Annotated in this window: 19 protein-coding genes; 13 read left to right on the top strand and 6 right to left on the bottom strand. The window is 63.3% G+C overall.

Annotated features, from left to right (window positions below):
• Positions 1 to 398 (bottom strand): helix-turn-helix domain-containing protein (locus tag X750_RS141685; protein WP_031243313.1); only part of this gene is annotated, 398 nt, incomplete at its 3' end.
• 360 nt (positions 399 to 758) lie between these two features.
• On the opposite strand from X750_RS141685, the gene X750_RS141690 reads away from it, so the two are divergent.
• From X750_RS141690 to X750_RS141735, 10 genes are all read left to right on the top strand, one after another.
• A complete protein-coding gene (locus tag X750_RS141690) occupies positions 759 to 1025 on the top strand; it encodes an acylphosphatase (RefSeq protein WP_023671216.1) in 267 nt (88 codons plus the stop codon).
• Positions 1026 to 1181: 156 nt separating this feature from the next.
• Positions 1182 to 1835: a Rieske 2Fe-2S domain-containing protein gene (locus X750_RS141695; protein ID WP_023748293.1), complete on the top strand. Its 654-nt coding sequence runs from the start codon at positions 1182 to 1184 to the stop codon at positions 1833 to 1835.
• Positions 1832 to 2677 (top strand): aromatic ring-hydroxylating dioxygenase subunit alpha, encoded by an 846-nt coding sequence (locus tag X750_RS141700; RefSeq protein ID WP_023739725.1) that lies wholly within the window; start codon positions 1832 to 1834, stop codon positions 2675 to 2677. Before X750_RS141695 ends, X750_RS141700 begins: the two co-directional genes overlap by 4 nt.
• Positions 2674 to 3339 (top strand): glutathione S-transferase family protein, encoded by a 666-nt coding sequence (locus tag X750_RS141705; RefSeq protein ID WP_023748292.1) that lies wholly within the window; start codon positions 2674 to 2676, stop codon positions 3337 to 3339. Before X750_RS141700 ends, X750_RS141705 begins: the two co-directional genes overlap by 4 nt.
• A complete protein-coding gene (locus X750_RS141710; protein WP_023748291.1) occupies positions 3336 to 4715 on the top strand; it encodes an amidohydrolase in 1380 nt (459 codons plus the stop codon). The genes X750_RS141705 and X750_RS141710 overlap by 4 nt, the downstream gene beginning before the upstream one ends.
• 26 nt (positions 4716 to 4741) lie before the next feature.
• Entirely contained in the window at positions 4742 to 5839 is a 1098-nt protein-coding gene (locus tag X750_RS141715; RefSeq protein ID WP_196813867.1) for a BMP family ABC transporter substrate-binding protein, read from the top strand.
• Between the two features lie 3 nt (positions 5840 to 5842).
• Positions 5843 to 7366 carry an ABC transporter ATP-binding protein gene (locus X750_RS141720; protein WP_023699370.1) on the top strand — a complete coding sequence of 508 codons (1524 nt, stop codon included), beginning with the start codon at positions 5843 to 5845 and terminating at the stop codon, positions 7364 to 7366.
• Complete coding sequence (locus X750_RS141725) at positions 7363 to 8463, top strand: ABC transporter permease (protein ID WP_023748290.1); 1101 nt, start codon at positions 7363 to 7365, stop codon at positions 8461 to 8463. Before X750_RS141720 ends, X750_RS141725 begins: the two co-directional genes overlap by 4 nt.
• Entirely contained in the window at positions 8460 to 9371 is a 912-nt protein-coding gene (locus tag X750_RS141730; RefSeq protein WP_023700481.1) for an ABC transporter permease, read from the top strand. Before X750_RS141725 ends, X750_RS141730 begins: the two co-directional genes overlap by 4 nt.
• 658 nt (positions 9372 to 10029) lie before the next feature.
• Positions 10030 to 10503: a hypothetical protein gene (locus X750_RS141735; protein WP_245271902.1), complete on the top strand. Its 474-nt coding sequence runs from the start codon at positions 10030 to 10032 to the stop codon at positions 10501 to 10503.
• A 355-nt stretch (positions 10504 to 10858) separates the two neighbouring features.
• Here the strand turns inward: X750_RS141735 and X750_RS1000000166525 are convergent, their stop codons facing one another.
• Together X750_RS1000000166525 and X750_RS141745 are read right to left on the bottom strand one after the other, a co-directional pair.
• On the bottom strand, positions 10859 to 11041 hold the full coding sequence (locus X750_RS1000000166525; RefSeq protein ID WP_198021004.1) for a hypothetical protein: 183 nt from the start codon (positions 11039 to 11041) through the stop codon (positions 10859 to 10861).
• Positions 11042 to 11259: 218 nt separating this feature from the next.
• A complete protein-coding gene (locus tag X750_RS141745; RefSeq protein WP_023832680.1) occupies positions 11260 to 12363 on the bottom strand; it encodes a LacI family DNA-binding transcriptional regulator in 1104 nt (367 codons plus the stop codon).
• Positions 12364 to 12943: 580 nt separating this feature from the next.
• Here X750_RS141745 and X750_RS141750 point away from each other — a divergent pair.
• The 3 genes from X750_RS141750 (at position 12944) to X750_RS141760 (ending at position 16599) form a co-directional block, all read left to right on the top strand.
• A complete protein-coding gene (locus X750_RS141750; protein ID WP_023672352.1) occupies positions 12944 to 13906 on the top strand; it encodes a sugar-binding protein in 963 nt (320 codons plus the stop codon).
• 122 nt (positions 13907 to 14028) lie between these two features.
• Positions 14029 to 15567 carry a sugar ABC transporter ATP-binding protein gene (locus tag X750_RS141755; protein ID WP_023748287.1) on the top strand — a complete coding sequence of 513 codons (1539 nt, stop codon included), beginning with the start codon at positions 14029 to 14031 and terminating at the stop codon, positions 15565 to 15567.
• 45 nt (positions 15568 to 15612) lie between these two features.
• Entirely contained in the window at positions 15613 to 16599 is a 987-nt protein-coding gene (locus X750_RS141760; protein ID WP_023684050.1) for an ABC transporter permease, read from the top strand.
• A 2-nt stretch (positions 16600 to 16601) separates the two neighbouring features.
• Here X750_RS141760 and phnN read toward each other — a convergent pair whose 3' ends face one another.
• The 3 genes from phnN to X750_RS141775 are packed head-to-tail and all read right to left on the bottom strand — an operon-like array spanning position 16602 to position 19125.
• Positions 16602 to 17231, bottom strand: a complete 630-nt coding sequence (gene phnN / locus X750_RS141765) for a phosphonate metabolism protein/1,5-bisphosphokinase (PRPP-forming) PhnN (protein ID WP_023744939.1) — start codon at positions 17229 to 17231, stop codon at positions 16602 to 16604.
• Complete coding sequence (locus X750_RS141770) at positions 17228 to 18382, bottom strand: alpha-D-ribose 1-methylphosphonate 5-triphosphate diphosphatase (RefSeq protein WP_023748286.1); 1155 nt, start codon at positions 18380 to 18382, stop codon at positions 17228 to 17230. The genes phnN and X750_RS141770 overlap by 4 nt, the downstream gene beginning before the upstream one ends.
• 35 nt (positions 18383 to 18417) lie before the next feature.
• The gene (locus tag X750_RS141775; RefSeq protein ID WP_023739734.1) at positions 18418 to 19125 is read right to left on the bottom strand and encodes a DUF1045 domain-containing protein; all 708 of its coding nucleotides are present in this window, start codon (positions 19123 to 19125) and stop codon (positions 18418 to 18420) included.
• Between the last annotated feature and the right edge of the window lie 87 nt (positions 19126 to 19212).

Below are 19212 nucleotides of genomic sequence, written 5' to 3'. Positions count from 1 at the left end.
GGCCGATAGCCGTTTGAAAGTGGTGTTCCCATCGCCCTGTTGCGCCTTCGCTTGCGGCGCTCGACCAGGCCATGGCGGTCGAGAACCGCATGCACCGTCGAGATCGCAGGCCGGTGAACGTCAGGATACAGCCGGGCCAACCGTTCGCGTATCTTTGGCGCACCCCAGGTCGGCTTGTCTTGCTTGAGGCGCACAATCAGCTTCTCGATTTGAAACGGAAGCTGATTGGCGTGGCGGTAGGGTCGGCGTGATCGATCCGTCAGCCCCTCAAGGCCNCTGTCATTGTAGCGTGTGAGGATCTTGTAGCCGGTCTTGCGCGAGATATCGAACTCACGGCAAAGCACCGCCATCTTCTCGCCGTCCAGCAGCCGGGCAATGAACTTCAGCCGCTCTTCCATGACGTTACACTCCTTCCAAGGCACCTTGCTCTCCTTGCAAAGGGCCGAAAGTGTAACCCATGTCTCCGGAATGAACTGTCACCCATCTCTCGGGAAGGGCAGATGTATTACAATAGCTCAGATAACCCTAAAGCCCGTCACGCTGAACGGATTCATGCGACGCGCTTGAAGTCTTTGTTTTAATGCATGTCGTTGTCCCAGGACCGCGGCTCACTTCTGGGCGACATGCATGAGTGCCCGGGTCTAGGCACGGGCGATCAGTCGATATTCGGTGTTATTGGCGCGTCGATTACCACTTCCGCCCGTTCAGTCAGACGCTATGCTGCTGACCGTGACACCAAGGCGCGCGTTCCGTTCGTGATGAAGCAAAGTCAACACCGCTTGCATGAGCGGATGACCATTCGCGGCCACCTCGAACCCGCGTCCTTCGTGCCCTGGATCATGCGCCATGCGGCCAAGCTCGGTCTCGCGCACCACATCGCTCATGCAAGCACCGATCGCATCGAACTCGATATTGCCGGTGCGGCGGAGCTGATCGACATGATGGAGATGGGATGTTCGCTTGGGCCCATTGAGGTCTGGGTCGAGACGATCGACCGCGCGCCTGTCGAGCAAAAAAACATATAGCTTTGCGTGTGGTTACCTCGGTTTGCACTTAATTTAACCAATATTGCAATTGCGAAATAATTATGCATACGTCAGCCGCATCGAGCGGTTCGCCAACTCCTTGCGCCGGCATCTCTCTGGTCGGGAAACAGTAGTATCAGTACGGAAAGTAAGGTCATGCTGTCCGACAAGACGGACACCTGGGTGCCGGTCGCCCTTACCCAGGATCTGCCAACAGGACAGGTAATGCCGGCGCGGACGCCCGCCGGTCCCATTGCCCTCTGGCGAAGCCAATCGGGGCGCTTGGCGGCATCGGCGGATCGCTGTCCGCATCGCGGTATGCGCCTCTCCCATGGCTTCGTGCGCGGCGAGGCGCTCTCCTGCATCTATCACGGCTGGACCTATTCGCAGGCCGGTCAGTGTCTGCGCATTCCAGCCCATCCCAGCCTCACGCCGCCGGAGACGATTCGCGTCACGACCCGGTTGGTCGAAGAGGCCGGCGGGATCATCTGGGTCGCTGATGGAGAGCCTGACGGCAAGCCACCCCTTTTTGAGGGTTACGTCCCGCTCCGTTCATTGACGGCCCGTGCCGGACATTCGGCGCTCTCGGTCGCTGCCGGTACGAAGGCCACCGTTGAAGGATACGTCTGGCAGGCGCCCGGCGCGCCGGCAATTCGCCTGCTGCCTATCCCGCAGGAAGCCGGCGAGACGCTGATCCACGTCCTTGTTCCAGCCGATTGCGATGCGTCCGAGCGCATCGCCGCCTCGCGAGCCGCCGAGAGCCTTCGGCGCGTGGCCGAAGGGATCGAGGCGAAAGGGACTGTGCCATGATCAACGATGCGATGCGCGACGAATGGTATCCGGTCGGGCTTTTCAGCCGGCTCGACCGCGAAGGACGCGAGACCACCCTGATGGGCGAGCCGATCAAGATTGCGCTCGACGCCAATGGCGCGGCGAAAGTGACAGGCGAAAACGGGCGCGTGCTGCCGGTTTCGGTGCGCTATGGCCATATCTGGTCGTCGCTCGGCGAACCGAAGAAACCGGTCTTCCCGATTCCCGAAGCAGACCAGCCCGGGCGCCGCTTCGTCGATGTCGGCGTGGTGCGGGTGCGCTGCTCGCCGCTCCGCGCCGTCGAGAACTTCCTCGACATCGCACACTTCCCCTTCGTCCATACCGACATCCTCGGCTCGGAGCCGCATACCGAGGTCGAAAACTACAAGGTCGAGATCCGCGAGGAGGAGGACGAGGTCTGGGCGACCCAGGTGAAGTTCTACCAGCCGCAGGCGGCGAAATCCGCGAGCGGAGGTATCACGACGGAATACATGTACCGCGTGCCGGCTCCGACCTGCTCAGTCCTCTACAAGACCTGCCCGCCGCGCCCGGGCGAATGGGATGTCATTACGCTATTCGTCCAGCCGCTTGCCGAGGATCTCTGCGACGTCTGGCCATGGATGGCGCTTTTCGATGACGAGACACCACTGACCGATCTCATCCATTTCCAGCAGACGATTTTCCTGCAGGACCGCTCGATCCTCGAAAACCAGATCCCGCGTCTTCTGCCGCTCGATCCCGGCATGGAAATCCCGACGCGCGCCGACCTGACCTCGGTCGCCTATCGCCGCTGGCTGAAGCGCCACGATTATACCTACGGCGCGCAATTGGTGGCACAATGAGGCTTTACGACTACGTCCTCTCCCCAAGTTGCTACAAGGTGCGCCTGATGGCGACGCTGTCAGGTGTGAAGCTCGAAATCCGCCCGGTCGACTTCCATCCCGGCGCCGAGCATCGTGGCCCCGAGCTTATGGCGCTTAATCCGGGAGGCTCCATCCCGATCCTTGAAGACGGCGACCTGATCCTGACCGAGTCTTCCGCCATGCTTGGCTATCTCGCCGCGAAGGCAGCACCGGCCTGGCTCGGCAGCGGCGCCCCCGATGAGACGGCGCGCATCCAGCAATGGCTTTCCTTCTCGCACAGGCTGACCGCCAACCTCGGCGGCGCGCGCCTGCATGAGATGCTGCTGCGCCCCGGTGACATCGGTGCGCTTCAGGCCAATGGCATAGCGGCACTACGTGAGCTGGAAGCCGGCCTCTTCGAACGCAAAATGCGTGGCGACCGGTTTCTCGCTTCCGACCGGCCGACGATTGCCGACATTGCTTGCTTTCCCTATGTCGCGCTCGCGCCCGACGGCGGCGTTTCCCTCGATCCGTATCCCACGATCCGGCTCTGGTCGCGAGCGCTCCGCAGCCTCGACAATTTCATCGAGATGCCCGGTATCCACCGGCTGCACGAGTTGAAGCCCGAAACCGCGACCCATGCTGGACGAGGCGTGAGGTGACCGGCTATCTCCTGAAGAATTGCGCAGCGGTCATCACCGACGAGGGCAGGGGTCCGAGCGTCCGGCGCAATGTCGATGTGCTGACGAATGGCCCGCAGATCGAGGCAATCGGGCAAGGGCTGCACAGAAGCGAGTTGCCGGCCGGTACTATCGTGCAGGACGCCGACGGCTGGTTCGTCTATCCCGGCCTCGTCAACACGCACCATCACTTCTTTCAGTGCTTTGTGCGCAACCGTGCCGAACTCGACTGGACGAAGCTGTCGGTCATCGAATGGCTCGACCGGATCTATCCGATCTTCTCCCGGCTCAACGAGGATTGTTTCTACCACGCCTCGATCACGGCGATGGCAGAGATGATAAAGCACGGTTGCACGACGACCTTCGACCACCAGTACAATTTTCCGCGCCATGCCGGAAAACGGCTCATCGACCGGCAGTTCGAAGCGGCCGATCTTCTCGGCATGCGTTTCCATGCCGGCCGCGGCGGCAACACGCTGCCAAAATCGGAAGGCTCGACCATTCCAGACGAGATGCTGGAGACCACGGACGAATTCATTGCCGACTGCGCACGCCTCATCGACACTTATCACGACACCAGTCCCTTCAGCATGCGTCAGGTCGTGGTCGCTCCCTGCCAGCCGGTCAACTGCTACCGCGAGACCTTCGTGGAATCGGTTTCGCTGGCGCGTGATCGCGGGGTGCGGATGCACACCCATGTCGGCGAGGGCGAAAGCCCGATCATCGAGGCCCGCCATGGCATGCGTACGGTGGACTATCTCGAGGACCTCGGATTTGCCGGCCGAGACACTTTCTATGCCCATTGCTGGGAGCTGACGCATGACGAACTGCGGCTGATGGCGGCGAGCGGCACCGGTGTCTCGCATTGCCCGGAGCCGGTCTATCTGGTGGGTGCGGAGGTGACTGATATTCCCGCCATGTCCGCCTTTGGCCTGCGCGTCGGTCTCGGCTGCGACGGTGCTGCCTCGAACGACAACTCCAACCTCATGCACTGCATCCATTCCGCCTACATGCTGCAATGCCTGGCGGCCTCGACGCGCGCTCATCCCGTGCCTGCGCCGGTCGATTTCCTCGGCTATGCGACAACGGGCGGGGCCGCGCTTCTGGGCCGCAATGACATCGGCCGACTGTCGCCCGGCATGGGCGCCGACCTCTTCGCGATCGACACGCGCCGCATGGATTATGTCGGCACGCGCCACGATCCATTGAGCCTGATCGCCAAGGTCGGTATCGGCATGCCCACCGACATGACCATGATCAACGGCCGCATCGTCTGGGAGAAGGGTGCGTTTACCGGGCTGAACGAGGCCCGGCTTGCTGCGGACGCGGAAGCCGCCTTTGCCGCGGTGGAATTCTAACAACTTAAGACAGGGGAACTGACATGCTGAACTATCTGACCCGCAGAACTCTGATGAAGGGCCTTGCCGCGACAGGGCTTGCCGGCGCGCTTGGCAGCCGTCCCGCCTTTGCGGCCGACGAGCCGCTCGGTATCACGCTCGTGCTCCCGTCGCCGGTCGGCGATGTCGGCTGGGGCCATGCGCTCGCCGCCGGCCTCGAGCCGGTCAAGGCCGCCTACGGCGACAAGGTGAAGATCACCGTCATCGAGAACATCGCCGAAGGGCCGGACGCCGACCGGATCATGAACAAGACCGTCGCCGACGGTAACAAGTTCCTGATCGCCGGCTCATTCGGCTACCAGAATGGTGCACTACAGATCGCCCGCCGCGATCCTGGGGTCACCGTGCTGCATGCCTCCGGCTTCCAGACCGCGCCGAATTTCTCGCCCTTCGCGGCGAAGTATTTCCAGGGCACTTACCTGCTCGGCATAGCCGCCGCAGCTCTTTCCAAGACCGGCAAGCTCGGCTCCGTCTCGGCCTTCGCCATTCCGGAGCTGATCACCTCGATCAACGCATTCACGCTCGGCGCACAGACTGTAAATCCCGATGTCGAGGTATCGGTCGTCTGGGTGAACTCCTGGTTCGACCCGGCCAAGGAACAGGAAGCCGCCAAGGCGCTGATGGCACAGAACTGCGACGTGATCTTCTCGAACGCGCAGGACACACCCTCCGTGATCTCGGCCTGCGAGGAGGCTGGCGTCTATGCGTTCAACCTCAATTCGTCGATGAAGAAATATGCACCGAAGAAATATCTCGGCTGCATCGCGACGGACTGGTCGCCCTTCTTCAAGGCTTCCGTGGATGCCCATCTCGCCGGAACTTTCAAGGGCGCCAACACCTTCCTCGGCGTCGCGGAAAAGGTGGTGGAGGTCGTGGACTGGAACTCAGATATCCCAGCCGACACGATGACGAAGATCAAGGAAGTGGCGGCGAGGATCGCCGACGGCAGCTTCTCGCCCTTCACAGGTCCAATCACCAAGGCCGACGGCAGCGAAGCCGCCGCCGCCGGTGCGACGATAGCGGATCCCGAGATCGTCGCGATGGACTGGCACGTCAAGGGTGTCACCACACCACTGCCGAAGTAAGTCATGACCCCGCCCCTTCTGTCGCTCCGCGGCATCTCGAAGAGCTACGGCCAGATCCGGGCTAACGAAGCCATCGATCTGGACGTGGCGCCCCAATCGATCCATGCGATCCTCGGGGAGAATGGGGCGGGCAAATCGACGCTGATGAAGCTCATCTATGGCGTTGAACAGCCGGACGAAGGCACCGTCGTCTGGAACGGAGAGCCTCTGCGCCTTGCCTCGCCGGCTGAGGCACGGCGCAGGGGCATCGGCATGGTCTTTCAGCATTTCTCGCTGTTCGAGACGCTGACTGTCGTCGAGAACATCCAGCTCGTCGTCCCCGGCGGCAAGGCGGAGCTGGCCGGGCGCATCCGCAGCCTCGGCCAGGATTTTGGCCTTGAAGTAGATCCTCTCGCCGATGTGCACGCGCTCTCGGTCGGCGAACGGCAGCGGGTGGAGATCATCCGCTGCCTGATGACGGACCCGAAGCTGCTCATTCTCGACGAGCCGACCTCGGTCTTGCCGCCGCAGGCGGTGAAGAAGCTGTTCGACACGCTCAGGCGCCTTCGCGACCGCGGCGTGTCCATCCTGTTCATCTCCCACAAACTGGAGGAAATTCGCACGATCTGTGACCAGGCGACGGTCTTGCGTGGAGGGCGCGTTATCGGCACCGTCGACCCGCGCGACTATGATGCGCACGACCTCGCCCGGATGATGATCGGCCGCGACATGCCCGAGGTGATGCCCGCGTTGGCCATGCCCGAGGGGGAGAAGCGGCTGGAAATAATCGACATGGACTACACGCCGGACGACCCCTTTGCCACGCCGCTCTCCGGCATCAGCCTCACGGTACGATCAGGCGAGATCCTTGGCATAGCCGGAATATCGGGCAATGGCCAAGGCGAGCTTGCCGCGCTCATCTCGGGCGAAGCGATGCTGCTGAAGGAACAACGCGACCGGATCTACATGATGGGCCGCGACGTAGGCACACTCGATGCGGCCGCGCGCAGGAGATTTGGCTTCGCCTTCGTGCCCGAAGACCGGCTGGGACGCGGCGCGGTCCCTGAAATGTCGCTCGTGCTCAACACCGTTCTTACCGCCCATCCTTTCGATCTCGTGAGGCGCGGCCTCATCAACAGCGCCGGAGCGACGGCTTTCACCAGCGAATGCATCCGTCGGTACGACGTCCGCGCCTCCGGCCCGGATGCCGAAGCGGGCTCGCTGTCCGGCGGCAACTTGCAGAAATTCATCGTCGGTCGCGAGATGATGCTGTCGCCAAAACTGCTTTTCGTGGCGCAGCCAACCTGGGGTGTAGACATTGGCGCTGCATCCGCCATCAGAAGGCGGCTCATCGCGTTGCGCAACCTGGGCGTGGCGATCCTCGTAATTTCCGAGGAACTCGAGGAACTTTTCGAACTCTGCGATTTCATCCAGGTGCTCCATCATGGAATGCTGAGTCCGCCTCTGGTCACGCGGGACACGCGCCCCGAAGACATCGGCAGATACATGATCGGAGCACATGCCTCGCCAGAGAAGGTTCCTGCATGAGCGTTTGGGCCGCGCCGTTCCTCCCCGCGCTCGTCCGCCGGGAGCATGCCTCGCTCGTCGCGGCCATGCTGGCCCCGGCTGTCGCGCTTGGCATGGCGATCATCCTCAATCTGGGCCTTTATGTGCTGATAGGCCGAGATCCGGCGGCCGTCCTGTACGCGATGCTTCTCGAGCCGTTCCTCTCCTGGGCATCGTTTGCGGAGGTGCTGCTGAAGGCGGGGCCCCTTCTCCTCATTGCTCAGGGGCTGGCGATCGGTTTCCGCGCAAAAGTGTTCAACATCGGCGCGGAGGGCCAGTTTATCCTGGGCGCTATTTTCGCCTCGGCGATCCCCGTCTGGTTTCCGCAGGCGACCGGGCAGTGGATCTGGCCGCTGATGCTGCTTCTCGGTGCCCTCGGCGGTGCACTTTGGGCATCTATCACCGCCTTCTGGCGCGTCAGGCTCAATGCGAACGAGATCCTGGTCTCCCTGATGCTGAGCCTCGTTGCGGCGCAAGTCCTCAACTACTTGCTGCTCGGCCCATGGAAGGACCCGGCCGGCTTCAATTTCCCACAATCCGTCATGTTTCAGAACGACGCGATGGTGCCGACCCTGATCACCGGTACCCGCGTCAACGTCTCGCTGCTCATCACACTTGCGCTCTCGCTGGTGGCCTGGGTTTTCATGCAGCGAAGCTTCGTGGGGTATAAGCTCAAGGTCGGCGGCCTTGCCCCGCGCGCGGCCGGTTACGCCGGCTTCAGCGAAGGGCGTGCGATTTGGCTGTCGCTTCTGATCGGTGGCATGGCGGCGGGACTGGCAGGCGCGGCGGAAGTCGCGGGTCCGCTCGGCCAGCTGCAGCGCTCGATCTCGACCGGCTACGGTTATGCGGCCATCATTGTCGCCTATCTCGGCGGCTTGCATCCAGTCGGCATCATCTTTTCCGCGCTCTTCATGGCTGTCCTCTATATCGGCGGCGACAATGCGATGGTGTCGGCAAACCTGCCGATCGCCGCCGTCCGCGTCTTCCAAGGCAGCTTGCTGCTCGCCTATCTCGGCGCTGTGGCCTTCGTGCGCTACCGCATCGAGTGGCGCCGCCCCCATCACCTGAGCCAGCCATGAACGCCGTCGAGTTCATTATTTCGGGCATGCTCGCAGCGGCAACCCCCTTTCTCCTTGCCGCACTCGGCGAGTTGGTGGTCGAGCGCGCCGGTGTTCTTAACCTCGGCGTAGAGGGCCTGATGGCCCTCGGCGCGGTGCTCGCGTTCATCGTCGTCTACCACGGCGGTGGACACCTGCTGGGGTTCGTTGCCGCCGGCCTCGGTAGCGCCGTACTGTCCCTCGTCTTTGCAGTGCTGGCACTCGGATTCCGGGCAAACCAGGTCGCGACAGGCCTTGCGATCGGCATTCTCGGCCAAGGCCTTTCGGCGCTGTTCGGCAAAAGCTACGAGAGCTTGACGGTGAAGGGGCTCCCGAAACTTGCCTTTCCCGGCCTCTCGGAAATCCCGGTAGTCGGCAGGCTGTTTGTCCAGGACATCGTCGTATGGCTTTCCCTTGCCGTGACGTTTGCGATCTGGGCGATGTTTGCCTATACGAGAGTCGGCCTTGTCGTGAGGGCAATCGGCGAGAATCCCAAGGCAGCCCATGCCATCGGCTATCCGGTCATCGCTATCCGTATCGCGGCCATAGCTTTTGGTGGCATGATGGCGGGTTTTGCCGGCGCCTATGCGGCGGCGGTGTACACGCCCCTTTGGGCGGACGGTATGATTGCCGGACGTGGCTGGATCGCGATCGCACTCGTTGTCTTTGGTACGTGGCTCGCTGGCCGCATCTTCCTGGGTGCCTGCCTCTTCGGTGCGGTTTCGCTGATGAGCCTCGCCGCCCAGGCGACCGGTCTGGACTTGCCATCGCAACTGCTTTCCAGCCTTCCCTATCTCGTTACGATCGTCGTGCTCGGTGTCATCTCGGCGGACCGCCGCTTGCTCAGGCTGAACGGTGTCGCCTCGCTTGGCGAACCCTTCGAACGTTAGCCGGGATTAAAGTGGATTTGCGAAACTCGGCGTAAGTTGAAGAGATTCGAAACGCCAGCGGACGATCGGCATCCGATCCAAAGGGCAGAAACGCCAAACGGGGCGAAGGTATGCCCGCAAGGGTAGCGCTGACGCCGTCGACTGCGAGCAGCGGAACGATGTGGCGCACAACGCGCCCGACATCGGTGGAGATCGTCGCGGGTTCTTGGATCGTCCCCTTTCCCCAGTACGAGCCCATTCTCGAGGGTCCATTCTCCACCGCAGCCTAGCGAAGCGGCGTCGCAAGATGGCCTGAGGCATGCGCCCGGTAAATTCCCGCATGCGAGCACTCGTCCTGCCTGTCTAAGGTTCCGAGTCTAACCGCAAATCCTCGATTTTTTCCGCCAATTCCAACATATATATTCCGGTCGCCGCAAGAAGCCATAACAACGATTTCCAATACTACCTATTCTTGCAGAAACTAAAAACGCTACACTCGCGTAATCATATTGGTAACGGATGCTGTTCAACCTGCGTCCAGGCAACCAGCACGGGGAGCGGCGTTATGGATTTCTTTAAAAGTTTAACAAAGGTCTTGGCCGGCGGCGCGGTTTCCGTAGCTTTGTGCTTTCCGGCTGGCGCGGGCGGGCTCAGTGTGGGCATCGGCGGCAGCGGTGGGGTGGGTGTTTCGGTCGGCGGCAGTGGCGGCGGGCTTGGCGTCGGTGTCTCGGTCGGCGGGAGCAAGGGCGTCAATGCCGGAGCGACGGTCGGAGGCACCAGCGGCACCACCGCCAGTGTCGGCGCCTCGGTTGGCAGCGGCGTTACCGCCGGCGCCGGCGTATCGGTCGGCACGGGCGTCGGGGTCGGGGTCGGCGCAACCGTCGGCAGCGGTGTCGGGGTCGGCGCCGGGGTCGGGGTGGGCAGTGGAGTGACGGCCGGGGTCGGCGTCGGCATTGGCACACAGACAACGACCACCAGCCCCAGGGATCCCAACACGCCGGCGGTGCCGGCGCGACCGGCGGTGGTTGCCATCAGCGCCATGTCGGCCGGCCAGATCGCCAAGATGAAAAAACGCTGCGCCAGCGTGCTCAGCGGCAAGGGCACCTACGACCGGGACCTGAAGGAGCTCTGCCGGATATTGGCGCGGCGCTGAGTACCGCAACATCGCATCTGCCGTGGGGCGTCAGTCTCTCAGCCAGCCACTGCCGCAAGGTGGCGGGCATTCTTAGGGGGTAGCTTTGCCAAGCGGTTCAGAGTTTCGCGGAAAGGCGGAACCGCTCAGGCTGTGCGCTTTCATCGGCGGCATTCCGCATGGCTTGGTCGCCGAGCCGAAGGAAGCGCGCCGCCCGGTAGCGGCCTTGCTCCGACCTCTGCCGTCCGTCCGGTCACCCGTTTGGGCCGGCTCGAAGATTCGCCTCTGGCCTTTTGTATCACCCGCTCTAGCTGCTTTGTGTTAGGCTCGTCATGTTAGCCTTGTCTTGCTGATGGAGGTTTTGATGGATCGGCGATCATTCTTGACAGCATTGTTTGGCGTTGCGGGGGCCGCGGCGCTTGCTACCGCGGTTCGGCCTCTCGAGGCCGTGGCCGGGGTTCCCAATGTCGGTAACGGCATTCTCGATGAACTCGACAAGCAGGATGCCAATTCGTTTGATGACGACGAAGGCGCTGGCGATGTCGAGCAGATATCGCATCGGCGATGGCACCATCGTCGCCACCACAGGCGGCATGTCTGGAGACGGCACTGCCGCACGTTCTGGCGGCATGGCCGGTTGCGCCGGCGCTGCTATCGCAGGCGCTCCTTCGTCGTCTTGCGGTTCTAACCGCGGCACGTTCCCGGATAGACCCTGCCCTGAGGCGCAAACACCAAACAGACCCATCCCGATTTGCATCGGGATGGGCTGGTTCAGCTTTATCCAGCCACAGCTGCCACCGAATCCCGCTGCACCAGCGGGCATTCCAGCTTGGTGATTGGATAGCGGCCGCGGCCGGGAGGCGGCGGCACTTCGAGCTGTTCGATCGCCCATTGGCCCATCGCCATGTGCGGCAGGATCGATGTTGTCAGCGGCGGGAACAGGTGGCGGGCGATCTCCTCGTCGTCATAGCCGACGACGGAGATGTCCTGCGGGATGTGCAGGCCCGCCTCCTTCAGCGCTTCGTAGCAGCCGATGGCTGTGCGGTCGTTCTGGCAGAAGATGGCGGTCGGGCGCTCCTTGAGCGCCAAAAGCTTAACGGTCGCGGCATAGCCGGCGCTCGCCGACCAGTCGCCCTCGACCACCAGTTCGGGATCGAACGGGATGTCGGCGGTGGCGAGCGCTCTGCGGTAGCCTTTCAGCCGGTCCTGCGCGGCCTGCATCCACGGCTCGCCGGTGATGGTGGCGATGCGGCGGTGGCCGTGGCCGATCAGATGCCGGGTCGAGTTCTGGCCGCCGGCGATCTCGGACGGCACCACGGCCGGGAAGGCATAATCGGCCGTGTAGCAGTTGAGCAGGATGACCGGGATGTCGAGGCCGTAGAGGAAGTCCGGTGCCGTGATCTCGCGGGTGAAGATGGTCATGTAGACCAGCGCCGAGATGCCGCGCCTGGTGAGCGCCGCAATGGCGCGCGGCTCCATGACGGAGTCGCCCATGGTCTGCGCCACGAGCAACACATTGCCGGCGTTCCACGACGCCTGGCGCGCGCCCTCGATGGCGACAACGGCTTCCGGGCTTGTCGCCAGCTGGTCGACGGCGAAACCGATGACACTGTCAAGTCCATCGAAGGCGGGAACAGGTTTGCGCAGCGCCGAGAAGGCGGGTGCTGCGTAGCCGAGCGCACGCGCGGCGTCGATCACCCGCTCGCGCGTCTGCTGCGACAGCCGGATGCCGGGCGAATCGTTGAGCACGAAAGAGACGGTCGCCTGCGAGCACCCGGCTGCCCTGGCGATGTCGGTCATGGTGACGCGGCCGCCCTTGGCGGCTCTCGCCGGCGCCTTGCGCCGCTTCGCCGTGTCGTCCGGATCCCTCGTCTCGCTCATGGCATTGCGTCCCAATCCCCAGCCTGTCTAGTCGCAAGCCTGCCACACCGACAAGATGGTGTCGCGCCGTCGACCGATGGAAATAGTCGAAGGCGTTTATCTTTATTAGCAGCTTTGAAGTTCCCCGCCATGCCGCTGCGGGCTGCGTGAAATTCGAGGATTGCAAGGCATCTGCTTGCGCGAAGCGGTGCTGCACCTGTTCGGGAAAACTAGACCTAGGGCCACCGCCGAGTGTCCGCGCGGGACCTCTGCTAATAGTGTTTACTAATACAAAACGACGCTGTAACGTCAATCCGCCGTGTCCGGTCAGGTGGGACCCGTGCGGCGAGAAGTGCACGTGAATGGCCCGATGGCGAGCGGGGTTTGCCTCCGCAAGCCTGGTCTCGGACATGTGATATGTCAGACAAATCAGACTATTTACGAGCACGGGATGAGTCTCTAAAGTCCGTGATCGCGACCGACGACGCCATTCTTCAGCGCCGGGAACCCCTGAGGAGGAGGGCGTCCAAATCGCGAGCGGCAAGTCAGTGAATGCAAGATCGGTTCAGTCCGACGACTGAGCCAAAACGGGAGGTTGAACATGAAATCCTTGATACGACATGCATCCGTGGCCACCGCAGCCCTGCTGCTTGGCCTGACCGCGACAGCCATTGCGCGCGCCGACGACAAGCCGACGCTGGCCTTCGTCGTCAACGGCGCTTCCGATTTCTGGAAGGCCGCCGAAGCCGGCGTCAAGAAGGCGCAGGCCGAATTGCCCGACTACAATCTCGAACTCAAATATCCCGAGCAGTCCTCGGTCGCCATCCAGCAGCGGCTGATGGACGATCTGGTGACCGCCGGCGTCAAGGGCATCATGGTCTCGGCCGTCGACCCCAAGACCTCGACCGACGGTCTGAACAAGATCGCGTCGGAAACGGCGCTGTTCACCACCGACTCCGATGCCCCGCAGACCAAGCGCGTTGCCTATATCGGTTCGTCCAATGTCGACGCCGGCAAGCAGGCCGCCGAGATCGCCAAGAAAGCGATGCCGGACGGCGGCAAGTGCCTCGGCTTCGTCGGCCTGCTCGGCGCCGACAATGCCAAGGAACGCATCCAGGGCATGAAGGACGGCCTCGCCGGCAGCAAGATCGAACTGGTGGACGTGCGCGGCGACGACATCGACCAGGCGCGCGCCAAGAAGAATGTCGAGGACGCGCTGGTCGCCAGCCCCGACATCACCTGCATGGTCGGCTTCTATTCCTACAACACGCCGCGCATCTATGAAGCGCTGCGCGACGCCGGCAAGCTCGGCTCGATCACCGTCGTCGGCTTCGATGACGATCCGATCACGCTGGGCGGCGTCAAGGAAGGCACCGTGGCGGCGACCGTCGTGCAGCAGCCCTTCGAGTGGGCCTACCAGGGCATGAAGCTGATGGCCGCCTATCTCAAGGGCGACAAATCAGGCATTCCGGAAGGCGGCCTGATCATTATCCCGACCAAGATCATCGGTAAGGACGATGTCGACACCTATGCCGCCAATCTGAAGGCGATGTCCGGAAACTGATACCAGGAGTAGTTGCGCCGGCTCAGGGTTCGCCTTGAGCCGGCGATCGTGTTGACGGGCCGGCCAAGGCCCGTCAGTCTGTAGCCCACCGGCTGCTGGCAAGCCTGATCAAATATGGCGTGATGAATTATTCCGACCCATCCATCGTCGCAACCACCCCGTTCCTCGGCCTCGAGAACGTGCGCAAGACCTATCCGGGCGTGGTGGCGCTGGACGGCTTTTCCATGGAAGTCAGGCCGGGCGAGGTGATCGGCCTGGTCGGCGAAAACGGCGCCGGCAAATCGACCTTGATGAAGATCCTCGGCGGCGTCACCAGGCCGGACAGCGGCGCCATCACCGTCGACGGCCTTGCGCATGACGGGCTCACCGTCGAAGGCAGCCTGGGTTCGGGCATCGCCTTCGTGCACCAGGAACTCAACCTTTTCGAAAACCTCGATGTTGCCGCCAATATCTTCTTCGGCCGCGAGCCGTTGCGCGGCGGGCCGCTGAGATTGGTCGACCGCGCCAAGCTGCGCGAAATGGTGGCGCCGCTGCTGAAGCGTGTCGGCGCCAACTTTTCCGCCGATACGCCGGTTGCCTCGCTGTCGCTTGCCCAGCAGCAGATGGTCGAGATCGCCAAGGCGCTGTCGATCAAGGCACGGCTGGTCATCCTCGACGAGCCGACATCGAGCCTGCCGCTTGCCGAAACCGACAAGCTGCTCGACGTCATCAAGGCGCTGAAGGCCGATGGCATCAGCGTCATCTTCATTTCGCACAGGCTGCATGAGGTCGAGCGCGTCGCCGACCGCGTCGTGGTGCTGCGCGACGGCATGCTGGCCGGCACCTTGCCGAAGAGCGCCATCAACCACGACCAGATGGTCAAGCTGATGATCGGCCGCATGCTGAAGGAGCGCGAGAAGGCCTCCGAGGCGGCGCGGGCGCCGGGCGCCACTGCGCTCTCGGCCAAAGCCATCCGCACCCCCGCCTACCCTGCCCGGCCGGTCGACCTCGACATCAGGCGCGGTGAAATCCTCGGCCTCGCCGGCCTTGTCGGCTCCGGCCGCACCGAACTGGCGCGGGTGTTCTTCGGCATCGACAGCACGCTTGGCGGTGGGCTCGAACTCGACGGCAAGCCGCTCGTGTTGGGTTCGGCGGCCGATGCGGTCGCGCATGGCATTTTTCTCGTGCCGGAAGACCGCAAGCTGACCGGCATCCTGCTTGACCTGTCGATCGCGCAGAACATCTCGCTGCCCAACCTGCCGGCGCATGCGAAGCGTCGACTGGTGTCGGCAAGCGCCGAGGCCGCCACCGCCGAGAAGCAGAAGAGCAATCTCGGCATCAAAGCGCCGTCGGTGCAGACGCGAACCGGCACGCTGTCGGGCGGCAACCAGCAGAAGGTGGTGCTGGGCAAATGGCTGGCGATGAACCCGAAGGTGATGATCCTCGATGAGCCGACGCGCGGCATCGATATCGGCGCCAAGGCCGAGATTTACGGGCTGATGCGAGCCTTGGCCGATGCCGGCGTCGCCGTGCTGATGATCTCCAGCGACATGGAAGAGGTGATCGGCGTGTCCGACCGCATCGCCGTCATGCATGAGGGCCAGATCTCGGGCATTCTCGACAAGGAACAATTCAGCCAGGAAAACGTGCTGTTGCTGGCGGTCGGCAAGCCGGCAAACTAGCGGGCTTGAGGCGATTGCCGGTCCGGCGCATTGGGGGAGAAGACGATGAGCAAAAAAGATCTCGGCCTGCTGATCCTGATCCTGGTGGTCGGCGCCGTGGTGACCGCCATCAACCCGCGCTTCCTTTTGCCGATCAACCTCGCCAACACCTCGAACCTGATCGGCCTGTTCGGGATTCTCGCGATCGGCCAGGCCTTCGTCATCATCACCGGCGGCATCGAATTGTCGGTGGGGTCGCTGGTGGCGCTGCTCGGCACGCTGTTCATCGATTTCATCGCTGTGCGCGACATGCCATGGCCGGTGGCGCTGCCGCTGATCCTGGTGCTGGGCGGCATCATCGGGCTGGCGCATGGCTGGCTGATCACAAGGCTGAAATTGCAGCCCTTCGTGGTGACGCTGTGCGGCCTTTTGATCTATCGCGGGGTCGCCCGTTTCTATACCGCCGACGGCACCGCCGGCTTCGCCTTCGGCCAGAATTTTCCCGAGCTCGAATTCCTCACCGCGGGCCGCAGCTATGGCGTGCCCAACAGCTTCATCGCACTGATCGTCATTTCGATCGTCATGTGGGTGGTGCTGCACCGCTCGGTGTTCGGACGCTACCTCTATGCCATCGGCAAGAACGAAGAGGCGGCGAAATATTCAGGAATTCGCACCGGCCGTGTCGTCATGGCCGCCTATGTGATCTGCGGCGTGCTGACGGCGCTGTCGGCGATCTATTTCGCCATGTACACGCGCTCGATCTCGCCGGCCAGCCACGGCCAGTTCTACGAGCTCTACGCCATTGCCGCCGCCGTTCTCGGCGGCTTCTCGCTGCGCGGCGGCGAAGGCTCGCTGGTCGGCGTCATCCTGGGCACGGTGCTGCTGCAGGAGTTGCAGAACCTGGTCAATCTGCTCGGCATCCCGTCCTCGCTCAACTTCGCGGTGATGGGCGGCGTGATCCTGATCGGCGTGCTGGTCGACCAGCAATGGGGCGTGTTCCGCGCAAGGCGGCTGATGCTCGATGCCAGCCGCAAGACTGTCGCGGCCGAGTAGCGCTACATCACGCCGGAGATATCCGAGAAGGCCATCGCCTTGCGCAGCACCTCGGCGAAGCGTTCTCCGGCGGCTTCGCGCTGGCCGCCGTTGTCGATGGAGGTGACACCGGGTCCGGACAAAGCGACATTGGCGCTGCGGGCGAGCCGAGCCAGCACTTCGCCGCGCGATTCGCGGCCGCGCTGGGCGAGACGCTCGGCGAGGATTTCCGGCGAAGCGGTGATCTCGACGACAGCCAGATTGGCATAGCGCTCCCGCAGCACCGGGATGACTGCGCGCGAGACATTGGCCACGGCGACATGGCCATTGGCTATCGACCAGTCGACATCGGCCGGGATGCCATAGCGCAGGCCGTGCGCCTCCCAGGAAATGGCGAAAGCGCCGTCGGCCTGGGCCTCGGCAAAGGCGGCGTCGGCCAGCGTGTCGTGATCCTCGCTTGCGGCGTCGCTCGGCCTGGTGATGACCCGGCGGACGAACTCCAGCCTCGTCTCGTCGGCAAACAAGGTGCGGGCATAGCCGATTACCGTATCCTTGCCGGCGCCGCTCGGGCCGACGACGGCGACAAACACGCCGTTGCGGAGCGGAAAGGCCTCGCTGCTGAGTTCGCGCTCGATCGACGCCGAGACCATCAGGCGACCCGGCGCCCTTGGCGCCAGACGGTGCGCACGACCGGCACATGGTCGTCGACGCGCACACGCACCAGATCGGCGCGGCGGCCCTGTTCGATGACGCCGCGGTCGTTGAGGCCGATCGCCTCGGCCGGATTCTTCGACACCATCGCAACCGCCTGCGGCAGGGAAATGCCCTCGACGACGTCGCCGAGGAAGAAGGCCGACTGGATCAGGCTGAAGGGAATGTAGTCGGACGACAATATGTCGAGCAGGCCGTCGCCGGCCAGCGTGCGGGCCGAGACGTTGCCCGAATGCGAGGAGCCGCGCATGACGTTGGGCGCGCCCATCAGCACGCCGAGCCCGGCATCCTTCGAGGCCTTGGCGGCTTCCAGCGTGGTCGGGAATTCCGCGACGCGCACGCCCTGCTCGATCGCTTCGTCGACATGGCCCGATGTGGCGTCGTCATGGCTCGCCAGCACAATGCCCCGTTCGTTGCAGGCGGCTGATATCGCCACCCGGTTCGGTCCCGAATTCTTCGCTGATTCCGACATCCGCTTTTCGCAGAACAATTGGAAGTCGCGATCGGTCAGCTTCAGCTTGCGCTGGTAGTAATAGGCGTAGGTCTCGAGATTGACGAACTGGCGCTGTCCCGGCGCATGGTCCATCAGCGAGGCCAGTTTGACCCGCTCGTCGCCATCGAAATTGGCGAAAGCCCGCAAGCAATCCGGCGCCGAGACCTCGCAGCGCATGTGCAAGAAATGGTCGGCCCGCAACCGGTCTTTCGCGACGCTGTCCTCGATCGCGCCGGCGAGCTTGCGGATGTCGTCGGAGGTAATATCCGCGTCCTCGTCCATGCCGACACGCAAAGCGTCGAGCACGGTGGTGATGCCGGCGGTGGCCACCTGCGCGTCATGGGCAAGGACGGCGGCGATCGGGTTCCAGCGCACTTTCGGGCGCGGCGCATAGTGGCCTTCGAGATGGTCAGTGTGCAGCTCGACCAGGCCGGGAATGATGTAGTCGCCGCCCATGTCCTCGCCGCCCATGCCCCCGCCGGTGTGGCCGGTGCCGGCGTCGACGCCGGAGATAAAACCGTCGCGCAGCACGAGCGACCCTTCGACGATCTCGTCGGCAAGCACGATGCGGGCGTTGTGGAGAACAGTTTCGGCGGTCATTTCAGGCGGTACCTGGTTACTCGGACGAATTGCGGTCAGGCGGTTTTTCGGGCAGCGCGGCGGCCGAGCGCATGATGCGAAAGCACCATGAACGGAGCGCCCGGTTCGGTTTCGACGAACAGCGTCAGCGCATCCACCAGCACCGGCTGCTGCAGCACATCGGCGAACAGGCTGTCGATTGCCGCGCGCAGACGTTGGCTTTCCTGCGGCCCGGCCCGGCCGGACAGCGTCATGTGGAAGCGAAAGGTCTCGAACACGTAGGGGTAGCCCCACTGACAGAGATTGCGGAACTCGGCCGGTTTCAGCGAATCCGGGCTGCGCCGTTCGATTTCCGCTTCGGTGAGCGGCGCGCGAAAACGGTCGAAGCTAAGCACGACATCATCGGCGAAACGGTTGAGCGGCGGCAGCGGACCTTCCGGCACCAAAGCGAAGAAACCATCGATCTGGCTGACGACCAGGCGCGGGATGGTGACCGTCGGCGTTGCTTTGGCAAAGGCGTCCAGCGCCGCGCGCAACGAGCTTTCGGTTTCGTTGGCGGCCAACCGGAAGGGCGCTTTCAGCGTCGCATGAAAACCGTAGCGCCGCGCCGATGCGGTGTGAAAGGCGACTTCGGCCGCCGACAGCTCGCCCACCGCCTCGACCGGCCTGGTGGCGGCGCCAAAGGGGTCGCGACCCAGCCAGTTGGCGGCGATCCGCGCCAACGGCTCGTCCTGCCTCGGGGTGAAATAGATGGCGTAGCGCATCGAAAAAAATCCTCGTCAGCCCGCTGCCATAGGTGATTTCCATGACGGATTGACGAAGCTTATGCGAGTTTTCGAAGGCAAATCGAC

Origin of the sequence: Mesorhizobium sp. LNJC391B00, from assembly GCF_000502535.1 — a bacterium.
GTDB lineage: Bacteria > Pseudomonadota > Alphaproteobacteria > Rhizobiales > Rhizobiaceae > Mesorhizobium.
The sequence above is the reverse complement of the archived record's forward strand: the minus strand, read 5'-3'. Positions and strand labels throughout refer to the sequence as shown.